At 42.8% G+C, this 21,563-nt stretch carries 18 protein-coding genes; all 18 read right to left on the bottom strand.

Annotated elements, in window-relative coordinates; genetic code table 11:
- Position 1: 1 nt before the first annotated feature.
- Positions 2-838 carry a histidine phosphatase family protein gene (locus ACT3TU_RS02875; protein ID WP_192522479.1) on the bottom strand — a complete coding sequence of 279 codons (837 nt, stop codon included), beginning with the start codon at positions 836-838 and terminating at the stop codon, positions 2-4.
- 125 nt (positions 839-963) lie between these two features.
- A complete protein-coding gene (locus ACT3TU_RS02870; protein WP_192522478.1) occupies positions 964-1,764 on the bottom strand; it encodes a metallophosphoesterase in 801 nt (266 codons plus the stop codon).
- Between the two features lie 119 nt (positions 1,765-1,883).
- A complete protein-coding gene (pyrF, locus tag ACT3TU_RS02865; protein WP_444784003.1) occupies positions 1,884-2,582 on the bottom strand; it encodes an orotidine-5'-phosphate decarboxylase in 699 nt (232 codons plus the stop codon).
- Positions 2,583-2,658: 76 nt separating this feature from the next.
- Positions 2,659-3,069: a LapA family protein gene (locus ACT3TU_RS02860; protein ID WP_192522476.1), complete on the bottom strand. Its 411-nt coding sequence runs from the start codon at positions 3,067-3,069 to the stop codon at positions 2,659-2,661.
- 116 nt (positions 3,070-3,185) lie between these two features.
- Positions 3,186-3,491: an integration host factor subunit beta gene (locus tag ACT3TU_RS02855; protein WP_192522475.1), complete on the bottom strand. Its 306-nt coding sequence runs from the start codon at positions 3,489-3,491 to the stop codon at positions 3,186-3,188.
- Positions 3,492-3,775: 284 nt separating this feature from the next.
- Positions 3,776-5,464 carry a 30S ribosomal protein S1 gene (gene rpsA / locus ACT3TU_RS02850; protein ID WP_192522474.1) on the bottom strand — a complete coding sequence of 563 codons (1,689 nt, stop codon included), beginning with the start codon at positions 5,462-5,464 and terminating at the stop codon, positions 3,776-3,778.
- Between the two features lie 326 nt (positions 5,465-5,790).
- Entirely contained in the window at positions 5,791-6,561 is a 771-nt protein-coding gene (gene cmk / locus ACT3TU_RS02845; protein WP_192522473.1) for a (d)CMP kinase, read from the bottom strand.
- 172 nt (positions 6,562-6,733) lie between these two features.
- Complete coding sequence (gene tadA / locus ACT3TU_RS02840; RefSeq protein ID WP_192522472.1) at positions 6,734-7,324, bottom strand: tRNA adenosine(34) deaminase TadA; 591 nt, start codon at positions 7,322-7,324, stop codon at positions 6,734-6,736.
- Positions 7,325-8,062 carry a uracil-DNA glycosylase gene (locus ACT3TU_RS02835; RefSeq protein ID WP_444784002.1) on the bottom strand — a complete coding sequence of 246 codons (738 nt, stop codon included), beginning with the start codon at positions 8,060-8,062 and terminating at the stop codon, positions 7,325-7,327.
- A 142-nt stretch (positions 8,063-8,204) separates the two neighbouring features.
- Complete coding sequence (locus ACT3TU_RS02830; RefSeq protein WP_444784001.1) at positions 8,205-10,802, bottom strand: AAA family ATPase; 2,598 nt, start codon at positions 10,800-10,802, stop codon at positions 8,205-8,207.
- Between the two features lie 612 nt (positions 10,803-11,414).
- The gene (locus ACT3TU_RS02825; RefSeq protein ID WP_192522469.1) at positions 11,415-11,822 is read right to left on the bottom strand and encodes an ATP-dependent Clp protease adaptor ClpS; all 408 of its coding nucleotides are present in this window, start codon (positions 11,820-11,822) and stop codon (positions 11,415-11,417) included.
- Between the two features lie 148 nt (positions 11,823-11,970).
- A complete protein-coding gene (locus ACT3TU_RS02820) occupies positions 11,971-12,837 on the bottom strand; it encodes a hypothetical protein (protein WP_192522468.1) in 867 nt (288 codons plus the stop codon).
- A 103-nt stretch (positions 12,838-12,940) separates the two neighbouring features.
- Positions 12,941-14,008: an N-acetyl-gamma-glutamyl-phosphate reductase gene (gene argC, locus ACT3TU_RS02815; protein ID WP_192522467.1), complete on the bottom strand. Its 1,068-nt coding sequence runs from the start codon at positions 14,006-14,008 to the stop codon at positions 12,941-12,943.
- 55 nt (positions 14,009-14,063) lie between these two features.
- A complete protein-coding gene (gene hemE / locus ACT3TU_RS02810; protein WP_192522466.1) occupies positions 14,064-15,200 on the bottom strand; it encodes a uroporphyrinogen decarboxylase in 1,137 nt (378 codons plus the stop codon).
- A gap of 235 nt (positions 15,201-15,435) precedes the next feature.
- Positions 15,436-16,608: a glutamate 5-kinase gene (proB, locus tag ACT3TU_RS02805; RefSeq protein ID WP_192522465.1), complete on the bottom strand. Its 1,173-nt coding sequence runs from the start codon at positions 16,606-16,608 to the stop codon at positions 15,436-15,438.
- 70 nt (positions 16,609-16,678) lie between these two features.
- The gene (cgtA, locus tag ACT3TU_RS02800; protein ID WP_192522464.1) at positions 16,679-17,902 is read right to left on the bottom strand and encodes an Obg family GTPase CgtA; all 1,224 of its coding nucleotides are present in this window, start codon (positions 17,900-17,902) and stop codon (positions 16,679-16,681) included.
- 331 nt (positions 17,903-18,233) lie between these two features.
- Positions 18,234-19,679: a glyceraldehyde-3-phosphate dehydrogenase gene (locus ACT3TU_RS02795; protein ID WP_192522463.1), complete on the bottom strand. Its 1,446-nt coding sequence runs from the start codon at positions 19,677-19,679 to the stop codon at positions 18,234-18,236.
- A 354-nt stretch (positions 19,680-20,033) separates the two neighbouring features.
- Positions 20,034-21,227, bottom strand: a complete 1,194-nt coding sequence (locus ACT3TU_RS02790; RefSeq protein WP_192522462.1) for a lipocalin family protein — start codon at positions 21,225-21,227, stop codon at positions 20,034-20,036.
- Between the last annotated feature and the right edge of the window lie 336 nt (positions 21,228-21,563).

The following is a 21,563-nucleotide window of genomic DNA, read 5'->3' as shown; positions in this document are numbered from 1 at the left end:
TTTATGTCCACTTAACCTCTGGTGGCAATAGCAACTTGTTAGGATGAAACCCAGCCGCGCGGTAACCATCCAACAAAGTATGAATCGGACGCACATAAACCTCACCGCGCCAGACAAAGTAGGCGCTGGCTTGTTCAAATGGCTTATCATCAAACCACAAAAACACCCCTTCCATCATCTTTGGCCAATCGTTCCAGTCAATCTCACTCACATCAAACATCACTGCTAAGAATGCAGACAACAAGGTATCATGGCTGACAGCCAACATGAGATGCCCGTCTTGCGGCTGATTTTGATAAAATAGCGATAAAATATCAAGTCCCCCTTGATAGGCATTTTTAGTGCCTTCAAGATTGCCTTGTAAGAATCGATTAATAAAGTTGAGCACACCAATTTCTTTAAAGATTGGATTGGCTATATCAGGTTCGGTCACGAGGCTGCCAGGTTCGACCAGTAACGACTGATGCGCAATATCTCGACGCAGCCCTGCTCCTTCTTGCATCAACTGTGCAGTATCAATACAGCGCCCTATTGGGCTTGAGATACTATCGACATCGAGTGAATACGGCAGATGTCCTGATAACCAACGGCCCCAAGATTTTGCCAGCACACGACCTCTAGGCGTCAGTGGCAACTGATAACTGGCAAAGCCATTACCATCAGAACGCTCACGTAGAGAGTGCCTAGTAAATAAAATAAGGCGCTTATCTTTAGGCAATAAACTGACCGAAGAAATCATGCTATCAGGCAGGTGAGAAGGTGCTGGCGCACTTGGGATGTGATTCCCAAGCCTCTCAACAGATGGTTTTGATAAGGGGTTATTAGAAGTTTTACTCATGACACAAGACTAGCAGATTTTCTGAGAGTAATGAACTAAATATAAATTCAGTTGCAATATAAGCAAGCTGAATGGAAGACACGCTCTAATAGCAGAGAAATTGAGGCACGTCCTCAAAAAGTCCCCTATTCGCCAATATCAATCACTCTATCCCATGCAAACGCTAATGCCGTACTGCTAACCTCATTGGGGTAAGCACGTGGATTGACGATCACGCGTGTCTTATTAATCTGATAATCAAATGCTTCGTGGGTATGACCATGTACCCATAATATTGGTGCCCAATCTTCATGCATCCATGCAGAAAAATCACTGACAAAAGCAGCATTACTCGGTAAGTCAGCAAATTTCTCAGATACAGATAACGGGCTAATACTATGATGACTCATGACTACAGTTTTTTTGCCCAACTCTTTAGCGGTTATTAATGCTTGTTTTAACCAATGACGGTGCTTAGCATGAATCTGCATAGATACTTCAGGTGAAAATAACTCGCTACCAGCATAGATTTGCTTATAGTCACGCATAAACCGCGTAACAACTGCCATAGTGTCTTCATTAGCTTGATACTGATAGTCAGTCCAAAGTGTACAGCCTAAGATTCTTACTTCGCCAATATCAATATGCTGGCACTGCAAAACGCGAACGCCAGTTTTTGATTCAGCATTATAATTGTCCCAAGTCGCCAGCTTTTTATCGAAATGTAGTACATCTTCATTGAAATACTCATGGTTGCCAGCAATGGTGATAAGAGGGACTTGTAAGCGCTCTGCTTGCTCTTGTAGCCACGGCATACCACTATCACTATTGGCAGTGTCTCCCGCCACTAGTACGATATCTGCGTCGGTTTTGGGGATGTGTCCCATCGGATGTGACTGACGCGCATAACTATCAATATGTAAGTCACTCAAAATCTGTAATTTCATATGTTCCAATATTCTTAAATAAACCCAAATAGTTTAGCACTTTTTTACCTACCCGCAAAAAGTAAAAAAGACAGCGGCTTAGGCTGTCATTTTTACTTTTCCTGGTGCATTATGAAGTATTAAATACCTTTAAGTATCGTCTGCAATTTAGCCGAAGGGTCTGCAGCTTGAGTAATTGAACGCCCAATCACCAGATAATCAGAACCATCACTTAATGCCTGTTTTGGAGTACAAATGCGCTTTTGGTCATCTGTCTTGTCATCAGGCAAGCGTATACCTGGGGTCACCAGTTTAAAATCATCACCGCACAATTTCTTGAGCGTTTTTGCCTCTTGTGCTGAGCACACCACGCCATCAAGACCTGCTTGCTTAGTCAATTGAGCTAAGCGGCTCACTTGTGCATCTAGACCGTCAGTGATACCCGTTTGCATGAGTGCTTCGTTATCCATAGAAGTCAATACGGTGACTGCGATCAACAGTGTTTCAAAGTTTCCATCTAACAAACGCTGCTTTGCTAATGACATCGCATCGTAGCCGGCGCTTGCATGGACATTTACCATCCATACTCCCAGCTCAGCAGCTGCTAATACTGCTTGCGCTGTGGTATTCGGGATATCATGGAACTTTAAATCTAAAAACACCTCAAACCGACGCTGATGTAATGCTTTGATTATGTCAGGGCCACAGCGGGTAAAGAGCTCTTTACCTACTTTTAATCGGCATAACGCCGGATCTAATTGGTCAGCGAGTGCTAGAGAGTCATCCTTAGTCATATTGTCTAATGCGACGATGACTGGAGAGCTAATTGTGTTGTTCATGGTTATGCCACTTTATATCAGGTTTATCACATAATTATAAGACGATTTATCAGCAACAGATTGACTATTTACCCAATCAATAATCTCGCTTTTTCTTGGTTAAGCTTGCACCTTCGTCATTATTATCTGCTATGCCATTCTGTACGTTTTCAGCCGTGGCGCCATAGACGGCTTCGTCTACTGTTGGCGAATTCGCTTGACGATCAATAACGACATTGGCTTGGTTTATCTGTTCTTGCAAATTGGCGTTCGCCTTTTGTAAACGCGAAATTTCCCACTTGTTTTGTAAAACACGGAAAATGAGCAACGCTAATAAAATACCAATGACGATGCCAAGTATCAGGCAGAGGATCAGTAGCAACCCTAAGTTCATCGTCGGTGCTTGCGAAAACAGCAAATTCACGCCGACTTCCGTATTATTTGCCAATACCAAACCCAGAGAATAAGCAAAGCTCAAAAACAGTAATACAAATAGTAAAAAGCGCATGAGACGTATACCTCGGTTTGAAATATTATTAATCTTTTAAGAGCAGGACGGTCACAAAGATAGCTGACAAATCATTTCATAGAGCACGCTTACTCACTCTATGATTTATGGCTACACTAGCTATTTGCAACGGTATCATTGACTGCTTCGCGTAGCGCTTTACCCGGCTTAAAATGTGGGATAGCCTTGGCGGGTACGGGGACGCTTTCCCCTGTTTTAGGGTTACGCCCTAAACGAGCACGGCGATGATGGAGACAAAAACTCCCAAACCCACGCACTTCTACCCGACCATCATTGGCTAAAGTATGGGTCATCAAATTTAATATTTCACGCACTGCATCATCGACAACGGTATCCGTTATGTTGTCACAGTTCGCACTCAAATTACTAATAAATTCGGACTTATTAATCGCTTGCTGCATTATTACGCTTGCCTTGTTGATTGATGGATAAGATCATTTTGAGTCCAAACCACATAAATTATGCTAACAGCGGTAAGTTTACTCGTTAAGCCAATTATTAACTTATAATGATTCAAATTCAGGTGTACATCTCGTTACTCGATGTTGTAAATGATAGCGGATATTAGTGTAAATGGAAATAAGAGTTTACCCATTTGGGCAAAACCCTAATAGCAATATCAAAATTCACTCATAAAAAAAAGCGACCGGGGTCGCTTTTTTTATATTACTTTTATATCAATAACTTACTGCATTTGTTCTTTGATCAAGTCACCAATGGTTTTTGGCTGTGCATCAGAACCTGCAGCTGGAGTAGTACCTGCGCCGCCTAGATCTTTAATCGCTTGACGCTCTTCAGCTTCGTCTTTCGCTTTGATAGACAAGTTGATGTTGCGTGTTTTACGATCAACACTGATGATCTTAGCTTCAACGTCATCACCAACGCTCAGATGCTTAGTTGCATCTTCAACGCGGTCACGTTGGATCTCAGAGGCACGTAGATACGCTTCAACTTCATCAGCAAGCTCAATAGTAGCACCTTTAGCGTCTACTTCTTTTACTTTACCATTAACGATAGCACCACGGTCGTTACCGACTAGGTATTCGTTGAATGGATCAGAGCTTAACTGCTTCACGCCTAGGCTAATACGGTTTGCTTCTGCATCTACAGACAATACCATTGCTTCAACGGTGTCGCCTTTGTTGTAGTTACGGATAGCGTCTTCGCCAGTTTCGTTCCAAGAGATGTCAGATAGATGAACCAAACCATCGATACCACCGTCTAGACCGATAAAGATACCGAAGTCAGTGATTGATTTGATCGTACCAGTGATTTTATCACCGCGCTCATGTTTCTTATCAAACTCATCCCATGGATTGGCTAGAGTCTGTTTGATACCTAAGCTAATACGGCGACGCTCTTCGTCGATATCAAGAATCATTACTTCAACTTCATCACCCACTTGAACTACTTTTGATGGGTGGATGTTTTTGTTGGTATGATCCATTTCTGATACGTGTACTAGACCTTCGATACCTTCAGAAATTTCAGCGAAGCAACCATAATCAGTTAGGTTAGTAACGCGTGCTTTAACAACACTACCTACTGGGTATGTGCCGCCAACGTTGTCCCAAGGATCAGTACCAAGTTGTTTTAGACCTAGGCTAACGCGGTTACGCTCACGATCAAACTTCAATACTTTAACTTTTAGATCTTGACCAACTTCAACCACCTCAGATGGGTGCTTGATACGACGCCATGCCATGTCAGTGATGTGCAATAGACCATCAATACCGCCAAGGTCAACGAACGCACCGTAATCAGTTAGGTTCTTAACGATACCTTCGATCTCGATACCTTCTTCAAGCTTGTTCAGTAGCTCTTCGCGCTCAGCTGAGTTTTCAGCTTCCATAACAGCGCGGCGGCTTACCACAACGTTATTACGTTTTTGGTCAAGCTTGATAACTTTGAACTCTAGCTCTTTACCTTCAAGATGCGTCGTATCACGAATAGGACGTACATCTACTAATGAACCTGGTAAAAACGCACGTACTGAACCGATATCTACAGTGAAACCGCCTTTAACTTTGCTTGAGATAATACCTTTTACGATCTCATCATTGTCAGAGATTTTTTCAAGGATATTCCAGGTCTCAACACGTTTGGCTTTTTCGCGTGACAGTAAGGTTTGACCCATACCGTTATCAACCGCTTCAACCACGACATCAACGCTATCGCCAACTTCAACTTCAAGTTCGCCTTCTTCGCTTAAAAACTCTTCACGAGCGACGATACCTTCAGATTTAAGACCAGTATCTACTGTGATCCAATCGTTATCGATGGCCACAACAGCACCTGTAATAACCGAGCCACGCTCGATATCCAGACCCTGCTCTTCAATGCTCGCTTCAAATAGTTCAGCAAATGATTCCATTATGTCTACCTTTGTATAGCCGTATCCTGTCCAGCACAGTACGGATCAAATTTATGACTGCATAAAACGAGAATACTGGTTTTATATCTTATGCAATCATATATAAAAACGATTGTTGGTAATAAGCAAATGGTTCAGAAAACTCACTAGCAACAATGGTTTTACATCAAAAAATTTTATATTCTTAATCTTTATACTTTTTAAACAGAGCCTTTTAGATAGCATCTTTGATGCCTACCTAAAGACTATCAAACTATTACTACTATAATATTATACTAAAACCCATCCTCATTGTAAGCTTTTTAGTGCTTACTATGTTGTTTTTATTAACTATTAAAACAAATACCTTTCGCCTGACAGTGCCTTTTAACTTGCTCATAAACAGTATCAGCATCTAATGTTGAGCTATCAAGTAGCAAAGCATCTTTTGCAGGTTTAGAAGGTGACGTCTGACGATTTTCGTCACGATCATCACGGGCTTTAATGGTTGATAAAATTGCCTGATAATTAGCCTGTTGACCTGCTTTTATTAATTGTAATACACGACGTTCAGCACGTGCTTGGGCGCTGGCAGTCAAAAACACTTTAACATCAGCATCTGGAAACACTACCGTACCCATATCACGACCATCAGCAACCAACCCTGAGCGCGTTGCCATATCTTGCTGCAAAGCTAACAGCGCTTGTCGTACTGTTGGATAAACCGCCACCTGTGAGGCATAACCACCAACGGTTTCGTTGCGAACTTGCTCACCGACTGCTTCACCGTTCACAACAATATCGACACGCCCTGAATCAGTATTAGGCTCAAATACAATCTGCAAGCTTTGAGTCAATTCTAATAGCGCGGCTTCGTCAATTGTTTGGCTAGCATCTGCTGTAATCAACCCCGCTTCAAACGCCTTGAGTCCGACAATACGGTATAACGCCCCTGAGTCTAGCAACTGATACCCTAAGGTCTGTGCTAAACGCCACGTGACTGTGCCTTTGCCTGCACCACTTGGGCCGTCAATACAGATAACAGGGTAACGCACTATTTGAGCCTGGCGGTCATCGTCACTATTAAGTGTAGAGCGATCAGTAGTAGAGACAGTCATAATACTCACTTAATAGTAGGCGATACTTGTATGGCTTTTTGCATATTAATAACAAAGCAATATTTACTTATATATCAAACATTTGACAGCGACTTAGCCACTTCACCATCAAATAGGGCAATATTATAGCAAAGAAACCTGCCTATCACTAGCAGCAAGACTGATATCATTGTTAATGAGGCATACTGGCTTTATTTTTTGCCACTTTTCGGCGCTCACGAAAAAACGTTCTGAGCATCTGGCTGCTATGCTCGCCGCACAAGCCCTTATGTACTTCGATAGTATGATTATAAAAAGGTTGCTCAGGCAGATTCAGTTGACTGCCAACCATGCCAGCGCGCGGCTCACTCGCTGCATAGATTAGCCTATCGACTCTTGCATGAATCAGTGCACCTATGCACATGGTACAAGGCTCCAAGGTCACATATAGGGTCGTCTGTAGCGGCAAGCGATAGTTTTTTAGACGTGCGCAGGCATCTCGCAGCGCCACAATTTCAGCATGAGCCGTTGCATCATGGCGACCAATTGGCTCATTAAAGCCTTGGCCAATGACTTGCTGCTGATGCACCAGTATCGCTCCTACAGGAACTTCCCCATACTTAGCGCCCTTTTTAGCCAGTTTCAGCGCTTGTTGCATCCATTTAACATCGTCAACCGACCAGAATGTACTGGTTTTAAGCTGCTCGCTTATGAACGTTCCATCGATGGATAAGCTATCTGATAAATAATAAGGCGGCAATTGGTGATGTAGAGAATTTATCATTTATTGCGGTAACTGCCAATCGATGGGTGTTTGACCATACTGTTTTAGATAATCATTGGTTTTAGAGAATGGTTTAGAGCCAAAGAAACCACCACGGTTAGCAGCTAATGGCGATGGGTGTACCGCAGTCAGAATTAAGTGTTTATCAGCATCGATATACTTGCCTTTTTTCTGAGCTTTACTGCCCCACAGAATAAATACGGTATGCTCTGTTTGCTCATTAACCACATCAATCACCGCATCGGTAAACTGCTCCCAACCTTTATTTTGATGGCTGTTTGGCTCGCCTTCTTTTACCGTCAATGAGCTGTTTAATAGCAAAACGCCTTGCTCTGCCCAATAGGTCAAATCACCATGTGCTGAATAGCTAGTGTCAATATCATCTGCCATCTCTTTCAATAAGTTGTTAAGAGACGGTGGCTTTGGGATCGCTTTGGGTACAGAAAAGGATAAGCCCATCGCCTGCCCTGGTCGATGATAAGGGTCCTGCCCCAATATCACGACTTTAACCTGTGATAAAGGCGTTAGGTTAAAGGCATTAAACATCAGCGGCGCTGGTGGATAAATACTATCATCTGATTGGTACACTTCTTTTAAAAACGCACGCAGGCTATCCATATTATCAGAGGTCAATTCTTCCGCTAACGCTTCTTTCCAGTCTTCTGGCAGGCGCACATTGTCTAAAATCACTTGCTTTTGCGCTTGTGTCTTTGCTGGCTGTTCATCGAACAATTCCATAATATGTCCTGTTTTATTTGTTATAGGAGAAGAGAATATCTTATATTAGTACATCACGACTCATCTTAAAACGAATGGTAGCAATAAAAAAACGGCTACCGTAATAATAGGATAACCGTTTTTATAACACATAGGCTAAAAATTAGCTGGCTAATGATTCAGAGTCTGGATGAGGCTCATGAGTTTCAACGACCGTCAAGATAATGCGACTGTCCGCTGAACCTTTATCCGAAGCTTTCTCACTATATTTATCTAGCTTCACAGCGTCACTATTTTGTTCATCGACCTCTTCTGGCTCTAAAGTGAGGTGTACAACACCACCATTCACTAAGTCACCAAATAAAATCATGCTCGCTAATGGTTTTTTAATCTCGTCTTGAATCAAACGCTGCATTGGACGTGCGCCCATTAGACGGTCATAACCTTTTTCAGCCAAGTAATCACGGACATCATCATCGATCTCTAAGGTCACTTGCTTATCATCTAGCTGGACTTGTAGCTCAACCAAGAATTTATCGACTACAGATACAACGACTGACGTATCAAGAGGATTAAACTGGATAATCGCATCGAGACGGTTACGGAATTCAGGGGTAAAGACACGTTTGAGCGATTCAGTATTGTCACGGCTATGATCTTGCTGAGTAAAGCCCATAGACGAGCGGCTGATACTCTCAGCACCGACGTTGGTGGTCATAATGACAATCACTTGCTTAAAGACAGCAACCCGACCATTATTATCGGTCAACGTACCGTGGTCCATCACTTGTAGCAACAAGTTAAAGACATCGGGATGCGCTTTTTCGATTTCATCAAACAATACGACACAATGTGGATGCTGATTGATTTTTTCGGTCAACAAACCACCTTGATCATAGCCAACATAGCCTGGGGGTGCACCAATCAAACGTGAAGCAGTATGCGCTTCCATATACTCTGACATGTCAAAGCGTACTAGCTCAACGCCCAGTAGGTTTGCCAACTGACGTGAGACTTCTGTTTTACCCACGCCTGTAGGCCCAGCAAACATAAACGAACCGATAGGCTTATCTGGTGCTTTTAGACCCGCACGCGATAGCTTAATCGCATCGGCTAAAGTTTCAATTGCCTCATCTTGACCAAACACTAAATGTTTAAGATCACGATCTAAGTGTTCAAGAATGCTCTTATCATCACTCGATACTGATTTGGGTGGAATACGCGCAAGCTTGGCAACAATCGCTTCAATGTCTGCCACATCGATTTTCATCGGTGGTTTCTTTTTGGTTTTCGACACTTTTGATTTATCATCTGACTCACTATCTAACTTGGCACGGTCATCGGCTTTTGCCGTATTGGCCTCATCCCGCATCTCGTTATCAATAGCTTCATTACCTACAGTGCTATCAGCATTATCGCTATCAACACCTTCTTCGTCAGCATCAATCTGTGTATCAAAATCTTGCTCTAAATCAGCAATAAAGCTTTGTTCTGCATCGATATCATCCGCATCAGGAATCACGCCTAAACGCTTATAAGCACCCGCTTCATCAATGACATCAATCGCCTTGTCTGGTAAAAAGCGCTCATGAATATGTTTGGCTGATAATTGAACGGCAGTTACCAAGGCCTCATCAGTATATTCAACATTATGGAACTCTTCGTAACGTGGTTTGAGACCGCGTAAAATATCGATGCTGTCATCGACACTAGGTTCTTTGACATCAATTTTCTGGAAACGGCGTGACAATGCATGATCTTTTTCAAAAACCTGACGATACTCGGTAAATGTCGTAGAACCAATACAACGCAGCTCGCCATTAGCAAGTGCGGGCTTAATCAAGTTTGATACATCCATATTACTACTCATCGACGACCCTGCGCCAATAATCATATGAATCTCATCAATGAACAAAATTGCATTGGGCTTTTTCTTGAGTGCATCGAGCAGTGATTTCATGCGTTTTTCAAAATCACCACGATACTTAGTGCCAGCAATCAACGAACCAATATCAAGACTATAAATCACACAGCCATTCAGCGGCTTTGGTGCTTTTTCATTGATAATCAACCATGCTAGACCTTCAGCGATTGAAGTCTTACCCACACCAGGCTCACCGACCAACAACGGATTGTTTTTGCGGCGGCGACACAGAACTTGTGCAGCGCGCTCAATTTCAGGACCGCGGCCGATCAATGGGTCGGTTTTGCCTTCAGCCGCGCGCTGATTTAAGTTGGTTGCAAACTCGACTAATGGGTCTTTACTGGTTTTTTCTGAGGCACTGCGGCGCTCACCCGTCATAGAAACTCGTGGCTCAGATGATTCGTCTTTATCTTGACCATGTGATAGATATTGGGTCAGCTCAAGGCGGCTAATGCCCTGCTTTTTAAGCAAATAAACCGCATAAGTATCATGCTCTGAAAACATAGAGACCAAAATATCTGAACCTTCGACGAGGCGACCACCACCAATAGACTGTACATGGAAAATAGCGCGTTGCAGGATACGATCAAAGCTTTGGGTTGGCTGCGGCGACTGCTCTGTATCTACGTCGACTGTTGGTGTGTGCTTGTTGATATAGGCCTCAAGCTCGCTACGCAGCGTTGAAACATTAGCATTACAGGCAGTCAATGTATTTGCCGCATGGGTGTTTTCTAATAAGGCCAGTAATAGATGTTCAACAGTGAGATACTCATGCGATTTTTGACGCGCAAGTGTCATTGCTAAACGTAAAGAAACTTCAAGATGACGACTTAACATAACGACTTCCTACGGTTATACCTATCTTTATAATTGATAGCTTTATGAATGAGTTAGTAAGTAAATCAGGGCGATAGATGGATTGTTCAAGGGCAATAATTTATTATTAAGAGACATTACTAAATGACCGCATCCATGACTTGAGTGTTGTTTTCAGCTTTTCTTTATCTCAACACGATACTTAAGAAGAGTCAATCTATTAACGCAGTCTAAAATGTATCAAAGCATGCTGCTTATCGATAAGCACAGAAATAACAGTATATTAGGGCTGGGCAAATAAAAGAGAGGTTGGCAGTAAAATAATGAACGAAGATATAGATGATAGACAACACACGCTTCAAACAACTATTTGACGGTGTAGTATAATATGTGGGGCTTCTTTGTAGAAAAATCAAGGTTGAAACAATAACCATCGACATCGTTTAAGAGAAGTTTTTTAGGCAATTATTGGCTAAAAATATCTGCCAGGCTCACGCTATGAGGGTGATATTCATAACATATGCAGACGGTTTGAAAGGGTAAAACAGAGAAAGCTGTAAAGCAAAAGAATCAAAAATCGAGCCTAGAACCTAGCATTACAATCAAGAAAACCTCATAATCAAGAAGACCCTGCTACTCACCTTGGTGTGGTTCTATTTGAGTTAATAATGGATAGCCTTCACGATGAGCCAGACTGTTTACTTTCTTGGCTTTGGTTTCCGCAATATCCTTAGGATAAATACCCGCAATACCCTTATTGCTATGATGAATCGTCAACATAATCTCAACCGCAGAATCCATACTATGACGGAATTCTGACTGTAAAATATAGACGACAAACTCCATCGGCGTATAGTTATCATTGTACATAATAACGGCATACATTGGCGGCTTGGCCACTTCTGGCTCTGCCACCAATACATCTGCTTGTGGCGACGTTTCGCCATCTGTATCACCGTCTTGCGCACGGTGAGCAGGCATATTTGGGAAGTGCCAATCAGATACGGCTGGCATCGCTTGTAGGTTTTTTTGTTTTATCATAGTTAGAATACAAATTAATAAGTATATTTATAATAGGATAAAGCGCTATTAAAATAGATTGGCAGAAATAATACTAAGATTGGTTGGACATCGCGGTTCTAGATCATCAAAAGCTATAGACTGTCAGAGCCAACAACCATTAAAACGACTAAGGCGCAATCGGGCTTTCATCGACTTCTGGTAAGTCTAAAAGCGAGAGCGGCATATTATCAACTCGATCACCGAGTTTCCAATCATACAGCTGTTCTATCTTTTTCCCACCAGCTTGTAAGCTGATTTTTGCTTGTAGCGGCTTAAAGCCTGACGGCATCGTAAAGCGGCCGCGAATACGGACGATACCTTCAATCGTATAAGAGGAAGGATCTAGCGGTACTTCTACAAAATCATCATCGTTGAGCAATGTTAGTACTGGTGTTAGGCGCTTGGCTTTACCATCTTCACTAAGCATCGCAATATCAAAACCATATTCGAACGCATTTTCAGGCAAGGGTTGAATTTTGGCACCCAATATATGTAATGGCATACCACCCTTTTCACTCAGAAATTCAGCATATAGCTCATTGAGCTGTGAGACTTGTTTGTTTTCCACTGTCAGTTCTTGCTGATTTTCACGAAGCTCATCCAGATTCGCCAAACTAATGGCCAGCTCTTGTTTAGCAGTGCTGGCTTGATTAGTCGCGATTTTATTACTGATCCGTAAGTCCTCAAGCTCTTGGACGGCCTCGCTACTATTAATCATTGCTTGCTTGGTTTCGGTTTCTATGGAATGAAATCCGCGCTGATAGCCGATTTTATGTCCAAATATCAACCCCACCACTGCGGTCACTAATATGGCCACAACAAACAGTGCCAATACCAGCGTAGACGCCCCTCGTTGTGTGCTACTAATATTATTGACTAAGCGATCACATTCTTTAGGAGAATACAGTCTACGTCCCACATTATCTGGAACAGAAGCCTGACACGATAAACGTGCTGGCCGTGAGCAAAAGCGTAGTACGAGCTTAACACGCATCTAGACAGTATCTCTTAACAGGAAGGGCAAGTTATTATAGCGGAATTCATAATCAATACCTAGCGCCATAAATATGAAGGATTTTTTCCTTAGTAAATCTCTCTTAAGGAACGATAGGCGCAAAATTTAGCCCCATTGATTCATCGAAACCAAACATTACATTCATATTCTGCACTGCTTGTCCCGCTGCCCCTTTCACCAAATTGTCTTGAACAACGATAACCGTCAGCTCAGCGCGTTCATTGTCTTGATGAACAGCAATACGCAACCGATTACTGGCCCGCACGCTGCGCGTATCTGGGTAGATACCCTTTGGCATCACATCAACGAACAGCTCTGACCTATAGGCATTTTCAAACGCTTGCTGCCAATCAATAGCAGCCCCAGCATCCGTTAGCTCCATATGAATAGAGCTAAGCATGCCACGTATCATCGGCACCAGATGCGGTAAAAAACGAATACGATGGGTGAATTTACTATCCAATAACTGCGCAACGCCTTGCTCAATTTCGGGCAGGTGCCGATGGCCTTCAACGCTATATGCTTTGAAATTGTCTGTGGATTCAGCATAATTAAGTGCAAGCTTGGCTTGACGTCCAGCACCAGAAACACCAGATTTTGCATCGATAACGATACGCGATTCAACAAGCTGTACGGCTTGTTTATTTTGCGCCTCTATAATCGGTTTTAAGCCCAAAATAGCAGTGGTTGGATAACAACCAGGGTTACCAACGACTAAAGCATCAGCAAGCTTATCACGATTGATTTCAGGTAAACCATATACAGCTGTTTTTAGCAGCTCAGGACAAGCATGTGACTGTTGATACCAGTGCTCAAAATCCGTCAATGATTGCAGACGAAAATCAGCAGCAAGATCAATGACTTTGACGCCTGCTTGCGTCAGCGCTTCAGCCTGCTTCATTGCCACGCCATGCGGTGTCGCAAAAAACACCACATCGCACTTTTGCAGCGCTGCAAGCGTATCATCACCCAAGTCGCTAAAAACAATATCTGAGATACCGCGTAAGCTTGGAAATATCTCATCAGCTCGTGTACCCGCTTCACTACGCGAGGTTAGCAAATCAATAGATACCTCAGGATGAGCAGATAATAAGCGAATGAGCTCAATACCTGTATAACCTGTGCCACCGACAATCGCTGCTGAAATCATAAGACATCCTTTTTTCTGTTACTTAGTAAACATCTGGCTTTATAGATTATAAGCTTTAGATTTTATAATCATGTACCGCATCGATAAATACTTTGGCATTATCAGGGTTGACCCACTGGGTAATACCATGACCTAAGTTTGCGATGTAGCCAGTCTTTTCGCCATTCGCATAAGCGCTATCGAGCATCGCGTTTACTTCAGCACGGATAGTCGCAGGTGAACCATATAAAGTCGCTGGATCCAAGTTACCTTGAATGGCTTTGCTACTTTGTAGTTTTTTATGTTGTTTGGTCAATTGGCGCTGACTTTCTGTCAATACTTGGCGGGCACGATCGATCGGCATTGTCCAGTCTAGACCCAAAACGTCTGCTTCACTATCCGCTTGCACATCTAACCAAACGCCACCACCTTTGGTAAATAATACCACCGGTATTTCAGGATGACGTACTTTTAGCTCAGCGACAATACGCTTGTTATAAGCGTGAGAGAAATCGATAAACTGACGATGGGCTAACGCGCCGCCCCAGCTATCAAATATCTGTAATATTTGAGCACCAGCAACCACTTGCGCATCCAAATAATCAATGACAGACGTTGCTAATTTATCTAGTAATTGATGTAAAAACTCAGGATTGCTATATAAGAAGCCTTTAGTATAACGATAGTCTTTTGAGCTGCCACCTTCAATCATATAAGTGGCGAGTGTCCACGGACTACCAGAAAAACCAAATAGCGGTACCTGTCCATTTAGCGCGGTACGAATGCTGGTCACCGCACGCATGACATAATCAAGAGAGTCATTGACATCCAGCACAGGCAATCTATCCAAATCTGCTTGCTTACGAATAGGATGCTTAAACTTCGGTCCTTCCCCAGTTTCAAAATATAAGCCCAACCCCATAGCATCAGGAATGGTCAAAATATCACTGAATAAAATAGCCGCGTCCAAATCCATACGACGTAACGGCTGCAAAGTCACTTCAGTGGCACGTGCGGTATCTTTACACAGACTCATAAAATCACCTGCTTCAGCGCGAGTGGCTTTATACTCTGGTAAATAACGACCCGCTTGACGCATCATCCATACAGGCGTGGTATCTATTGGCTCAAAGCGGAGTGCCCGTAGCAATCTGTCGTTTTTTAGAGGCGCAAAGTTCTGCTCAAGCGCACTATTATTGTCTGAAGCACTCATGTACAAATCTCCAAAGCAGCACTGTATTTAATAAATATATAAACAGTACCGGATAAAATAAATTGAATAAGGGAATACTAAACGCTAATAACTTATAGGCCGCGACAGCTAAACTTTATGTTAACTGTCATTGACCAAATAAAACTTGAGACTAGGTAAAGGTATGTCGTTAGGGCATATCCTCACTCTGAACGAAGCCAGCTAAATGGGCTAAAAATGAGGACACACCCTAGTATTATACCGTTAACGCTAAATTATCTCGGTGTACCATGACCACACGCTCTTCATTACTGCCAAGGATTTTATCGAACTGCTCGGTACGCTCACGCGCAACGCGCGACGCATCACGAGAGGAGAAATTAACCTGACCGACCGCTAAACGCTCACCCGTATCTTGATGAATAATTTCTACCACATCACCTTCATCAAAATTACCGCGTACATCTACTACGCCGACTGGTAACAAGCTTTTGTTGTGTTCAGCCACCGCTTTAGCAGCCCCTGCATCCACAATAAGCGCGCCTTCCATGCGCAGATGCGCAGCGATCCACTGTTTGCGGGCGATTATTTTGTCTTCATCATTGGTTGTGAGCAACGTCCCGACCGCTTCACCTGATACCACACGAGTGATGACATCTTCGATAGCACCACTGACGATGACTGTTGGACAGCCGCCCATAGCAGCGAGGCGACCAGCACGGATTTTGGTCAGCATACCGCCGCGACCAAGCTTACCGCCGTCGCCTGCAATATCAAATAAATAGTCTTCCATCGCCCGTTCTTGACGAATCATTTTGGCATTAGGGTCGTTGCGAGGGTCCCCTGTAAACACACCTTCTTGATCGGTTAAGATAATGTATAAGTCAGCATTAACCATCGCTGCTACCATCGCGCCTAAGGTGTCATTGTCGCCAAACTTAATCTCATCGATAGTGATGGTGTCATTTTCATTAATCACTGGCAGTACATGCCATTCTAACAGCTGAGTTAACGCACTGGTGGTATTCAAGTAACGGCTGCGGTTAGATAAGTCGTCATGGGTGAGTAACAACTGCGAGCTTTGAATACCGTGCTGAATAAGTGCTGACCACCACGTCTCAATCAAGCCCATCTGGCCGATAGAGGCACAAGCCTGTAGAGCAGCCAACTTCTTCGGTCGCTCATCTAAGTTCATACGTACCACGCCTTCAGCGACTGAACCGGAGGATACTAATAGTACTTCAACCCCTTGCTTATGCAGCTCTGCAATCTGTTTTGCCCACCCATAAATGGCAGTTCGATCCAGCCCTCGGCCGTTATTGGTTAGTAACGATGAGCCAATCTTGACAATAACGCGCTGAATATCAAAGTTACGAGTTTGCTTAACAAACCTTGCTTCTTCTGTCGTGTTCTCTATGTCAACTGCCATATAAACTCCTGTTGCTAATGTAAATTGATTAAGGGGATTAATTTAAAAATACGCACAAGCATCTATCAACTTAAGGGACGTAAACCACTTCAACGCCATCTTCATCATCATCACGATCATCATCTAGACTGGCGTCGTCGGTTAAGTCTAACCCTTCGCGTTGTGCTTTGCGAGCCGCACGATAGGCTTCACGCTGTGCTTCAGTATTAAGACGCACTTCTGCTTCTAAACGTTCAAAGCGTTCTTGTTGTGCTTCAGCGAAAATAGGATCTTCTAATTCACGTTCGCGTTCAAGTTCAATTTCGTTCATCAAATGATATTTGACCGCGTCGACGCCTTCGCCTGTCAGGGTTGCGGTGCGAAAGACAATACCTGTCCAGCCAAGTTCCGCGACAATATGGGTACAAAGTGCATTCAAATCTTCGTCAGCGACCTGATCGATTTTATTTAATACTAAAATCTGTGGCAAGTTGGCCAACTCAGGTGAAAAACGCTCAAGCTCATTTAAAATAACGCGGGCATTTTCTACTGGATCGCTGCCATCGACAGGTTTTACATCGACTAAGTGTAACAGACGGCGAGTACGAGCGACATGCTTTAAGAAGCGAATGCCCAGTCCAGCCCCTTCTGATGCGCCTTCAATTAGTCCAGGAATATCAGCCATAACAAATGAGCGATGGCGACCGATATCGACCACTCCTAAATTAGGTACTAGGGTAGTAAATGGATAGTCGGCAACTTTTGGCTTAGCCGCAGAAACTTGGCGGATAAAGGTAGATTTACCCGCATTTGGCAAACCAACCAAACCCACGTCAGCTACTACTTTTAGCTCAAACTTAAGAATCTTTATTTCACCTTCAAACCCTGATGTGGCTTTGCGTGGTGCCTGATTGGTAGAGCTTTTAAAGTGAGTGTTACCCAGACCACCATCACCACCTTTGGCAATCAGTAATGTCTGATCAATCTCAATCAAATCACCCAAGACTTCATCTGTTTCAGTATCAACCACGGTCGTACCAATAGGTACCGATAAGTAAATATCATCAGAGGCTTTACCTGAACAGTTCTTACTATGACCGTTCTCACCGCGCATCGCGTCATAGCGGCGCGTATAGCGATAGTCAACTAAGGTGTTGGTGTTATCATCTGCAATGACGTACACATCACCGCCACTACCACCATCACCACCATCGGGGCCACCGCGCGGGACGTACTTTTCTCGGCGAAAACTGGCGATTCCGTTACCACCGTCACCTGCTTTTACCGTTACGACGGCTTCATCAATAAATCGCATTTCTTACGTTCCTTTATTTACACTCTGGTTTATAAGCCATAATTGAGATCATCGACCGCGTTTTAAGCCTATAGTTATCTTTTAAATAGCTATCTTTTAAAAATCTTAAAGATTTATCTCTATATTTTATTGCATCATTGCTTTCATGATGACAATAACACCCGATAACCAATCGGACTATCGGGTGCTGTCTATCCTAACTTTAAACTGTATTACTTTCAAAATCACATTTATCTATAAATGCTGTAACTGACCTTTAAGAATTGGCTCTTAAGAAATAACTCTTTTCATAAGAGTACGGTTAAAAAGTCGATACGGCTTTATAGAAGTTTTAAGCTGGAATCTGAGTATAACTGATACCGGCCATTTGCGTCGCCAAACGCAATACTTGTGTACTATAGCCTACTTCGTTGTCATACCAAATATAAACAATAGCATGATTATCAGTCAAAATAGTGGCTTGTGCGTCTACGATACCCACATGAGTGTCGCCGACAAAATCGGTTGATACCGCTTCTGTAGAATCGGTATATGCAATTTGTGTTTGCCACTGGCTGCTATTAGAAATTTTACGCATAAAATCATTTAGCGCGTCGGCACTGTCTGGGGCTGTTTTCAGATTCAAATTCAAAATCGCCAAGCTAACGTTTGGCGTTGGCACACGAATAGCATTACCCGTCAACTTACCGCTAAGCTCTGGTAGTGCTTTACCCACTGCTTTTGCCGCACCAGTACTAGTAATGACCATATTCAATACGGCACTACGACCACGGCGATCGGCTTTATGGTAGTTATCAATGAGGTTTTGATCATTGGTAAACGAGTGAATCGTTTCGACGTGACCGTTTTCGATACCGTACTCGTCATTTAATACTTTAAGCGTTGGGGTAATCGCGTTGGTAGTACAGCTCGCTGCACTAACGATCGTATCATCACCAACCGTATCGTTATTCACACCATACACGACGTTTTTGATATCGCCGCCAGCAGGTGCGGTTAATAGTACTTTTTTCACACCAGTAGATTGCAAATGCTTACCAAGGCCCGCTTCGTCTTTCCAGATACCCGTATTATCCACCACGAGTGCATCGTTAATACCATAAGCGCTATAATCGATATCGCTTGGATCGTTGGCATAGATAACTTGCACAAAACGACCGTTAATAATTAAACCATTGTTTTTATCATCAACAACTACGCCACCGGCGAAGCTGCCATGAATCGAATCACGCTCTAGCAATGAGGCACGTTTGGCTAAATCGCCTGCGGCAGCTGGACGTACGACGATGGCCTTTAATTGTAAGCCTTTCGAGCTTGAGGCTTGCGACAGCAACAGACGCGTTAAGATACGACCAATACGGCCAAATCCGTATAGCACTACATCTGTGGCACCATTGATAGACGCTTTAGTATTATCGATAGATTGTAATGCTGCTTGAATATCACTGTCATTGGCGATCAGCTGGCCCACATCGATACGAGTGGCTTGAAGGTCTTTGTTTTCTGCCAAAACTTTGACCATCGCTAGCGTATCAGCGATATCGATAGATTTTGCGCCTTGCTCACGTAGTGCTACTTTTTGATGCAATGCCAATATTTGACCAACAGAGGTGGTATCTAGCATGTCACCGAATAAAGTCACTTGCACGTCTTGCTCATTATAGAGCTTGTTCAATAGACCCATTAGCTCAATCGCTTGTTGCTCTTGATTGTTATAATTGCTCAAGTGGTCTTGATGTAATTGGCGTAAGGTATCAGCGTTGCTCACGAGAAACATCCTTATGGTCAGTAATGTATGATCAGTAAAGTATAAAGAGAGTTAAATTAGATAGGTATATGTGGTCTAAGCAGTCACTCTAGTGTGCCAACCAGACACTAACGGTGCTGGTTATTCGCAATAGAGTATTTAGATCGTCTAGATTTTAGCTTAAAACGGCCTATTTTGCTAGTGATAACCGAACTGCTAATACTTATATGGGATTTAATGGCAATATACCAGTGATTGTAAAAAACATCAGTGATGATAAAAAGTGATGATAAAAAATAAAGGCAGCCAATGATGCTGCCATCTTATTTATGCATTTCCACTTTATGCATATCCACATTAAAAATAAGTATTAAGCATCAATCATTAAGGAATCAGACTGACCGTTTGATTGGTTTGCGGGGTTAACTTAAATTCTTTTAATTCATAGCCTTGCTGCTGTGCAACTTGACGATATTTGGCATAAGTTTTTTGACTGATATTTGGCGAGCGCGACAATAACCATAGATAGTCTTTATCCGGCGTCCCTACCAAAGCAGTTTTGTAATCAGGGTCGCGTGCCAATACCCAATAGTCGGCGCGACCGACTGGTATCCAGCGAATCCATGACGGCAAAAACGTGACTTTCAGCTTACTACCGGTGTCGTCAGCTGGCTTCGCTAAACCCTCAGCAACAATACCAGAACCGTCTTTATCTGCACACTTATTGGTAACGATAATACCTGAGCCATCCGTTTTTTCGGTGTAATTAGCCGTGACGTCACTGGCGCAGTTACGCTGAAAATACATCGGTAAGCGACCTATCTCATACCACGTACCAGCGTATTTTTTGAGATCAACACTATCAACTGTGGTTGGCGTATTTGCAGACTTATGAATAATAGTGCTAGGGTCAACAGACAGCGTTTCTACTGTGGTGGTATTATTAGTAGGGGCAGCCGTTGGTTGAACGGGTGGCGTTGCCGCGTAAGCTGAAAATGCGGCTAACGGTATAATAATCGCTAAGGCAATACCCGTATGCTTGATAAGGCCATTCATAAATACGCGTTCCGGTATCTCTTTATATGATGAGAGGGTGTTTTGTTCAGAATCCTGTTTTTCAAAGGCCTCTTTTTCAGTGCCATGCTTTTGAGTGCTGTGTTTTAAAGCGTCTGTCTGATCATTCAAAAACTCTGACATTAGCGGTTGGTTTTTGACAGGTTTCTGTGGTTTTTTATACCCACCCGCACTGCTATCGTTTGTGTCATCAAAGCCATTTATATCGCTATACTTCAAGTCGTCATTTTCTGCATTATCATGATCAATCATAGCAGACTCTTTTATTTTCACAGGACTTTTAGCGGCGCTTTTGTAGCCAAAGCAACTGTCTTGCAAGGAGATGTTTTTTGAGCATTCATCGTTCGAGCTTTCATGGTTGTAGCTAGCATCGTTGCTAGCATAGCTTGTCTGCGGCTTACTATCATTTGGATAATAGCTGCTCGACTGGCTGGTCCGCATAGGTTGAGAACCAGCTTCCTGTGAATCAGACCATGCTGATTGAGGTAACTTATTGGTTTTCATAGGAATACCATTGTTAATAGTGTTGTTAAAATTTATTATACATGCCTTCAATATGATTCAACTTTCTATGCATTATCAATTTTAAAATCAATTCAAAACCACACTTTCAATATGAAAGCTAATGCGACGAAAAATTAAATTTTATCTAATAGAGCAGCTTTCTCTTTTTACAAGGTTTTTACAAGCAATTCACTTATAAAAAGCAGAGTAGATACTCTTTAATTCGATAATATATATTAAGGGCAACTCGACTATTAAAACAGTGTCGCAATGTAGGAAAACGCAACGGTTTGTAAGTAACTATGTGTCTATACTTGAGAACAAACACATAGTTAC

This window comes from Psychrobacter sp. AOP3-A1-26 (assembly GCF_052378235.1).
In the GTDB taxonomy this organism is placed as follows: domain Bacteria; phylum Pseudomonadota; class Gammaproteobacteria; order Pseudomonadales; family Moraxellaceae; genus Psychrobacter.
The sequence above is the reverse complement of the archived record's forward strand: the minus strand, read 5'-3'. Positions and strand labels throughout refer to the sequence as shown.

Excerpts from the sequence above, each read along its gene's own strand:
- ACT3TU_RS02875 (WP_192522479.1), bottom strand. The coding sequence starts at position 838 with ATGAGTAAAACTTCTAATAACCCCTTATCAAAACCATCTGTTGAGAGG.
- ACT3TU_RS02870 (WP_192522478.1), bottom strand. The coding sequence starts at position 1,764 with ATGAAATTACAGATTTTGAGTGACTTACATATTGATAGTTATGCGCGT.
- pyrF (WP_444784003.1), bottom strand. The coding sequence starts at position 2,582 with ATGAACAACACAATTAGCTCTCCAGTCATCGTCGCATTAGACAATATG.
- ACT3TU_RS02860 (WP_192522476.1), bottom strand. The coding sequence starts at position 3,069 with ATGCGCTTTTTACTATTTGTATTACTGTTTTTGAGCTTTGCTTATTCT.
- ACT3TU_RS02855 (WP_192522475.1), bottom strand. The coding sequence starts at position 3,491 with ATGCAGCAAGCGATTAATAAGTCCGAATTTATTAGTAATTTGAGTGCG.
- rpsA (WP_192522474.1), bottom strand. The coding sequence starts at position 5,464 with ATGGAATCATTTGCTGAACTATTTGAAGCGAGCATTGAAGAGCAGGGT.
- cmk (WP_192522473.1), bottom strand. The coding sequence starts at position 6,561 with ATGACTGTCTCTACTACTGATCGCTCTACACTTAATAGTGACGATGAC.
- tadA (WP_192522472.1), bottom strand. The coding sequence starts at position 7,324 with ATGATAAATTCTCTACATCACCAATTGCCGCCTTATTATTTATCAGAT.
- ACT3TU_RS02835 (WP_444784002.1), bottom strand. The coding sequence starts at position 8,062 with ATGGAATTGTTCGATGAACAGCCAGCAAAGACACAAGCGCAAAAGCAA.
- ACT3TU_RS02830 (WP_444784001.1), bottom strand. The coding sequence starts at position 10,802 with ATGTTAAGTCGTCATCTTGAAGTTTCTTTACGTTTAGCAATGACACTT.
- ACT3TU_RS02825 (WP_192522469.1), bottom strand. The coding sequence starts at position 11,822 with ATGATAAAACAAAAAAACCTACAAGCGATGCCAGCCGTATCTGATTGG.
- ACT3TU_RS02820 (WP_192522468.1), bottom strand. The coding sequence starts at position 12,837 with ATGCGTGTTAAGCTCGTACTACGCTTTTGCTCACGGCCAGCACGTTTA.
- argC (WP_192522467.1), bottom strand. The coding sequence starts at position 14,008 with ATGATTTCAGCAGCGATTGTCGGTGGCACAGGTTATACAGGTATTGAG.
- hemE (WP_192522466.1), bottom strand. The coding sequence starts at position 15,200 with ATGAGTGCTTCAGACAATAATAGTGCGCTTGAGCAGAACTTTGCGCCT.
- proB (WP_192522465.1), bottom strand. The coding sequence starts at position 16,608 with ATGGCAGTTGACATAGAGAACACGACAGAAGAAGCAAGGTTTGTTAAG.
- cgtA (WP_192522464.1), bottom strand. The coding sequence starts at position 17,902 with ATGCGATTTATTGATGAAGCCGTCGTAACGGTAAAAGCAGGTGACGGT.
- ACT3TU_RS02795 (WP_192522463.1), bottom strand. The coding sequence starts at position 19,679 with ATGTTTCTCGTGAGCAACGCTGATACCTTACGCCAATTACATCAAGAC.
- ACT3TU_RS02790 (WP_192522462.1), bottom strand. The coding sequence starts at position 21,227 with ATGAAAACCAATAAGTTACCTCAATCAGCATGGTCTGATTCACAGGAA.